This is a genomic window from Leuconostoc sp. UCMA20149, from assembly GCF_030400235.1.
Classification (GTDB): Bacteria; Bacillota; Bacilli; order Lactobacillales; family Lactobacillaceae; genus Leuconostoc; species Leuconostoc pseudomesenteroides.
Window position 1 is genome coordinate 47,456 of record NZ_VJYC01000013.1, and the last position, 6,367, is coordinate 53,822.

General features: G+C 39.0%; 6 protein-coding genes. All 6 read left to right on the forward strand.

Features of this window, described 5'->3' with window-relative positions:
- The first annotated feature begins 122 nt into the window (after positions 1–122).
- The 6 genes from ileS (at position 123) to FF105_RS09250 (ending at position 6,254) form a co-directional block, all read left to right on the forward strand.
- Complete coding sequence (gene ileS, locus FF105_RS09225; RefSeq protein ID WP_290046708.1) at positions 123–2,915, forward strand: isoleucine--tRNA ligase; 2,793 nt, start codon at positions 123–125, stop codon at positions 2,913–2,915.
- Between the two features lie 146 nt (positions 2,916–3,061).
- The gene (locus FF105_RS09230; RefSeq protein ID WP_010291907.1) at positions 3,062–3,382 is read left to right on the forward strand and encodes a PTS sugar transporter subunit IIB; all 321 of its coding nucleotides are present in this window, start codon (positions 3,062–3,064) and stop codon (positions 3,380–3,382) included.
- 13 nt (positions 3,383–3,395) lie between these two features.
- Complete coding sequence (locus FF105_RS09235) at positions 3,396–3,716, forward strand: PTS lactose/cellobiose transporter subunit IIA (protein ID WP_031941278.1); 321 nt, start codon at positions 3,396–3,398, stop codon at positions 3,714–3,716.
- A gap of 76 nt (positions 3,717–3,792) precedes the next feature.
- On the forward strand, positions 3,793–5,229 hold the full coding sequence (locus tag FF105_RS09240; protein WP_147651889.1) for a 6-phospho-beta-glucosidase: 1,437 nt from the start codon (positions 3,793–3,795) through the stop codon (positions 5,227–5,229).
- A gap of 97 nt (positions 5,230–5,326) precedes the next feature.
- Positions 5,327–5,818: a PH domain-containing protein gene (locus FF105_RS09245; RefSeq protein ID WP_010291900.1), complete on the forward strand. Its 492-nt coding sequence runs from the start codon at positions 5,327–5,329 to the stop codon at positions 5,816–5,818.
- Positions 5,811–6,254, forward strand: coding sequence for a PH domain-containing protein (locus FF105_RS09250; RefSeq protein WP_290046710.1), 444 nt, complete (start codon positions 5,811–5,813; stop codon positions 6,252–6,254). Before FF105_RS09245 ends, FF105_RS09250 begins: the two co-directional genes overlap by 8 nt.
- Positions 6,255–6,367: the final 113 nt, after the last annotated feature.

Consider the following 6,367-nt stretch of genomic DNA (forward strand, 5'->3'; position numbering starts at 1 on the left):
TTGATTATTACTAAATATTGGGTGGTACCACGTGAAAACGTCCCTATGCTGGTGAGGCATAGGGACGTTTTTATAATTATTTGCATGATTGTTTTCGATTAATTTTTGTAGGAGAATGGAATATGAAATATAAAGATACGTTAAATCTTGGCAAAACGGCTTTTCCAATGCGAGGATCGTTGCCTAAGACGGAACCAGAACGTCAGGCAAAATGGTATGAGGAGGACTTGTATCATCAACGTTTGGCTCAAAATGAGAAAAAACCTCATTTTAATTTACATGATGGACCACCATACGCAAATGGTAATATTCACATCGGTCACGCCATGAATAAAATTACCAAGGACATTATTGTACGTTATAAGAACATGTCTGGCTTTTATGCACCGTACGTCCCTGGTTGGGATACGCATGGTTTACCAATTGAACAGCAATTAACCAAAGCTGGTCATGACAGAAAAAGTATGCCCAAATCAGAATGGCGTAATTTAGCTAAAGACTTTGCTTTACAACAAGTTGATAAGCAACGGTCGGATTTTAAACGTTTGGGTGTGTTAGGCGATTGGGAAGATCCATATATTACATTGAAGCCAGAATTTGAGGCAGCGCAAATTAGAGTATTTGGCGCAATGGCTGGAAAAGGCTACATTTTTAGAGGGGCTAAGCCCGTATATTGGTCTTGGTCGTCTGAATCTGCGTTGGCTGAAGCTGAGATTGAATATCATGACATTGATTCAACATCATTATTTTATGCCAACAAAGTAAAAGATGGCAAAGGTATCTTGGATGACAATACTTACTTTGTCGTCTGGACGACAACGCCATTTACGGTCACAGCCTCTCGGGGTATTACGTTAGGACCTGACTTCGAATATTCAGTTGTGAAACCAGCTGGTGATACGAGACAATTTGTTGTTGCTACTGAACTACTTGATTCAGTGGCGCCTAAATTTGGTTGGGAATCATACGAAACAATCGCGACATATAAAGGTCAAGAACTTGACCGCATTACAGCTTATCATCCTTGGGACAGTGAGCATGAAGAATTAGTCATGAATGCTGACCACGTGACACTCGATTCAGGGACAGGTTTGGTTCATACAGCACCTGGATTTGGTGAGGATGATTATAATGTCGGAACAAAGTACGGTCTTCCCGCCGAAGTAACGGTTGACTCAAAAGGTTATATGACAGCCGAGGCAGGTTCTGATTTTGAAGGGAAATTCTATGATGATGTTGTTGGTATTGTCATCAACAAGTTAACAGATGCTGGTCTGTTCTTGGCAAAAGAAAAGATTACCCACTCTTATCCATTTGATTGGCGTACAAAAAAGCCAATTATTTGGCGGGCAGTGCCCCAATGGTTTGCTTCTGTGGCCAAGTTCCGTTCAGAAATTTTATCCGAGCTTGATAAAGTCACATATTTCCCAGATTGGGGTAAAGTGAGACTGCACAATATGATTCGCGATCGAGGTGATTGGGTCATTTCACGACAACGTGTTTGGGGTGTACCATTACCAATTTTCTATGCAGAAGATGGTACAGCTATTCTGGACGAAAAGTTGATCAACCACGTCGCTGATTTGTTTGCTGAACATGGTTCCAATTATTGGTTTGAACATGATGCTAAAGCATTGTTACCGGAAGGTTATACTAATGAGCATTCACCAAATGGTGAATTTACTAAAGAAGAAGACATCATGGATGTCTGGTTCGATTCTGGTTCATCTTGGAATGGTGTTTTGAATACCCGTCCTGATTTAGATTATCCTGCCGATATGTATTTGGAAGGCTCTGACCAATTCCGTGGTTGGTTTAATTCATCGCTTATTACGTCGGTGGCAGTAAATGGTATTGCACCTTATAAGGCAATCTTACATCAAGGCTTTACATTAGATGGTAAAGGCAACAAGATGTCAAAGTCTCTAGGGAACACTATTTCGCCACTTGAAGTCGCTGATAAAATGGGAATTGAAATTCTACGTCTTTGGGTGACATCAGTTGATACATCACAAGATATGCGTGTTTCAAATGATATTTTGAAACAGGTGTCAGAGAGTTATCGAAAGTTGCGTAATACGTTACGCTTCTTGTTGGCAAACACTGCTGATTTTGATCCAAAGGAAGATGGCGTTTCATATCAATCATTGGCAGCACATGATCAATATTTCTATGCCTTAGAAAATAATTTTGTTAAAGATGTTCGCAGTGCTTATGATAATTACCAATTCAACGATGTCTTTAAGCGTGTGATTAACTTTGTTAACGTTGATTTATCAGCCTTTTATCTCGATGTGGCTAAGGATGTTGTTTATGTTGAGGCACCTACTGGGCACGCGCGTCGTTCCATGCAAACAGTTTTCTATAAGATTTTGACTGACTTGACACGATTGTTGCTACCAATCTTGCCCCACACAGCTGAAGAAGTATGGGAATATCTACCCTATGAAACAGAACAATTTGCATACTTGACAGAAATGCCAAATGTTGAAGATTTAGGTGATACAACAGTTTTGTTTGAGCAATGGTCTGTCTTTATGAGCCTTCGTGATGCTGTCAATAAGGCACTTGAAGAAGCACGTGAAACCGACTTAATTGGTAAGAATGCAGAGGCTTCTCTTACACTTTATTTGACGACTGAACAACAGTTATGGTTAAAAGATCTGAATGCGGATGTTCGTTTGTTGTTAATGGTGTCACAACTTCATTTGGAATCATTGGAAAGTGCACAAAATGTAGAAGACTTTGCAGGTTGGCACATTACTGTTGACCATGCTACAGGGCAAGTTTCACCACGAGACCGACTGTATCATGACGATATTGGTTCTGACACTGATTTTCCAGAATTGTCAAAGCATGAAGCAGATATTGTCCGTGAGTTTTATCCAGAAGCCCTAACTGAGGGGCTAGAATAGTATCAAAAAACATCACAATTCATAATTGTGATGTTTTTTTGATCGTTTTGGAAAAGTATGAACAAACTGTGAAAGCGTTTACATTCGTTTGAAAACGTGCTATGATAAGGTTATAAAAGAAATGATTTTTAAAGGAGAAACATATTATGGCAACTAAAACAATTATGCTAGCTTGTGCAGCTGGTATGTCAACATCATTATTGGTAGCAAACATGCAAAAGGCCGCCGCAGCTCAAGGAAAGGATTACGATATTTTTGCAACTTCAACGTCTGATGTTGACGCTAAGCTAAAAGAAAAGCATCCTGATGTTGTGATGCTTGGGCCTCAAGTTGCTTATATGAAAAATGAGGTTAAGGGACACACAGATGCCGCTGGTGTGCCAATGGATGTCATCAATATGATGGATTATGGCATGATGAAGGGCGACAATGTTTTGAAGTCTGCCGAAACATTGATGGGAGTTTAAGATGGCCGATTTGATGCAAGACGAAGCACGAATGCAAGTTGTGATGGGTCTGATTATGCATGGTGGCAATGCCAAGTCGCAAGCTTTTCAGGCAATTCAGTTGGCTAAATCAGGTGATTTTGAGGGTGCACAAGCAGCAATTGATGAAGCTGATAAATCACTTAAAGAAGCACATGATGTTCAAACGGACATGCTAACACAAGAAGCACAAGGTAATCATACTGAAGTTGACTTGTATATGGTTCATGCCCAAGATCATTTGATGAATGGTATTACTTTTCGTGATTTAGCAGTTGAAATCATTGCACTTTATCGCAAATTGGCAGAGAACTAATTGATAGCTCGCTTTTGCGGGCTTTTCTTTTACAAAATAATCGCTAAATGAACATAAGAACTGGAGAAGATAACAAATGACAACAGGTTATAAAATGCCACAAGACTTTTTATGGGGCGGTGCGGTAGCAGCACATCAACTAGAAGGTGCTTGGAATGTTGACGGCAAGGGTGTCTCAATTGCTGATGTGATGTTGGCAGGTAAAAATGGTGTGAAAAGAGTGGTGACAGACACTGTTTTACCAGATGGAAACTATCCTAACCATAGAGGAATTGATTTTTATCATTCATTCCCGCAAGATTTTGCGTTGATGCGAGAATTAGGGATGAAAGCCTTTAGAACATCGATTGCTTGGACGCGTATTTTTCCAAACGGTGATGAGGAAACACCTAACGAGGCTGGTTTGGCATTTTATGATAATATGATTGATGCCATGCTTGATAACGGTTTAGAACCAGTCATTACGTTATCCCATTTTGAAATGCCATATCATTTAGTGACCGAATATGGTGGATGGCGCAATCGTAAAATGATTGATTTTTTCACTAAATTTGCGCGTGTGGTATTCGAACGTTATGGTGATCGTGTCAAGTACTGGATGACTTTTAATGAAATTAATAATCAGACTTCTTGGATGGATTCACATCCAATGCTACAAAACTCTGGGTTAAAAGATTATCCGGAAGAACAGGCACAAGAACTGATGTACCAAGCATCACACCATGAGTTAGTTGCCTCAGCCTTAGCAACCAAAATTGCTCATGAGATCAATCCTAACATTATGGTAGGTGATATGATTGCGATGAACCCCGTTTATCCTGCGACATCAAACCCAGAAGACATTTTGATGGCACAGCGAGCGATGCAAACACGTTATTATTGGGGTGATGTCCATGCGTTGGGAGAATATCCTAACTGGCTTTTGAATTTTTGGGCACACAAAGGCTTCGATATAAAAATGTCACCTGAAGATGCTAAAATCTTAAAAGAAAACACCGTCGACTATGTGGCGTTTTCTTACTATATGAGTTGGACCGTTTCTGCAACGGGTGATGATTATTTAGAATATGATGAAGAAGCTAACCATGGTGATAATCCTTACCTCAAACAATCCGATTGGGGCTGGCAAATTGATCCAACAGGCGTTCGTTATGCAATGAACTGGATGTGGGATCGTTGGCATAAAAAGATGATGATTGTGGAAAATGGTTTTGGTGCTTATGATAAATTGACGAGTTCGGGTGAGATACACGATCCGTACCGAATTGATTATTTTAGGGGACACATCAAGTCCATGGAACAAGCAGTTGCGTTAGATGGTATTCCTCTAATCGGTTATATGCCTTGGTCTGGTATTGATATTGTTTCCGCTTCAACGGGGGAAATGGCCAAACGCTATGGTTTCATTTACGTTGATTTAGATGATATGGGTCAAGGTACGGGAAAACGCTACAAAAAGGATTCATTTGATTGGTACCAACATGTTATTGCAACCAACGGTGAATCATTATAAATCTTCAAAAGCTAGTGAAATGCTAGCTTTTTTGCATTCAATAGATGGCTTTGATACACTGAATACTATGAATGTCTAGTATTTGGGGGAGAAAAATATGATTCCAGAGAAAGCCACGCAGCTGCCTAAAGCAGCTAAAATTGTTTGGTTAATTCATGATGTTATCACTTTGTTGTTTTTAGTAGCTGTTGAAATAGCGATTTACGTGTTTTTTTTGCGCGGTAATTTTCGTCAATTGGAAATGTTATTTTTAATTGTTATGGTTTTGGTAGCTGTTTTGCCTATCATACACATGATATTAATTCCGTATTTTTATCGTTTTAGACGTTATGTGATTGATGAGCAAGCCGTGTACATTTACCGTGGTTTTATTTTTAGAAAATCTGAATCAATTCCATTGAATCGTATTCAAAATGTTGATACCAAACAGGGACCGATTTTACGTTATTTTAAATTAATGGATTTATCTATTGAAACAGCGGCACATGGTTTCAAAATTGAGGCTATTGATGAAGCAACAGCTAAAAAGTTGAGAGGTCAATTAGTCGAAGCAGCATTACACGCCCGTGAGGTAGCTTCAGATGACTAAACAGCATCAAAGTTGGTTTGCCATTGTTGTTAATTTTTTTAGTCACATCAAAATAATGATTTGGCCAATTATATTGGGCTTGTTCAATATTAAAAACGATGGTGTGATTTTTTTACCTTTGATAGTATTAGGTATGTTTGTCGTATTTATCGGTAGCGCTTGGATTCAGTGGTTATTTTTTACCTTTGAATTTGATGATAATGAACTATCAGTAAAACAGGGTATTTTTAATAAAAAGCAAGTTCATGTCCCTTTTGAGCGTATTCAGACTATTTCTAGAACGGTGCCGTTTTATTATCAACCATTTCAATCCGTGCGTTTACAAATTGATACCTCAGGTCAAGGCAAACCAGAAGTGGTCTTTGATGCTCTGAGTTTGACACAAGCTGATATTCTCGAGCAAAAAAGGCGCAGTGCCCAAAATAAAACTTACTAACATTAAAGGTGAAGATTAATCTCGACGGAGATAGTCTTCACCTATTTTTGTTTTATTCTAAAATAGGTTGTGAAGCATAGGTCGTAAGGCTTTTTGGCACTAGATGTCGTAAA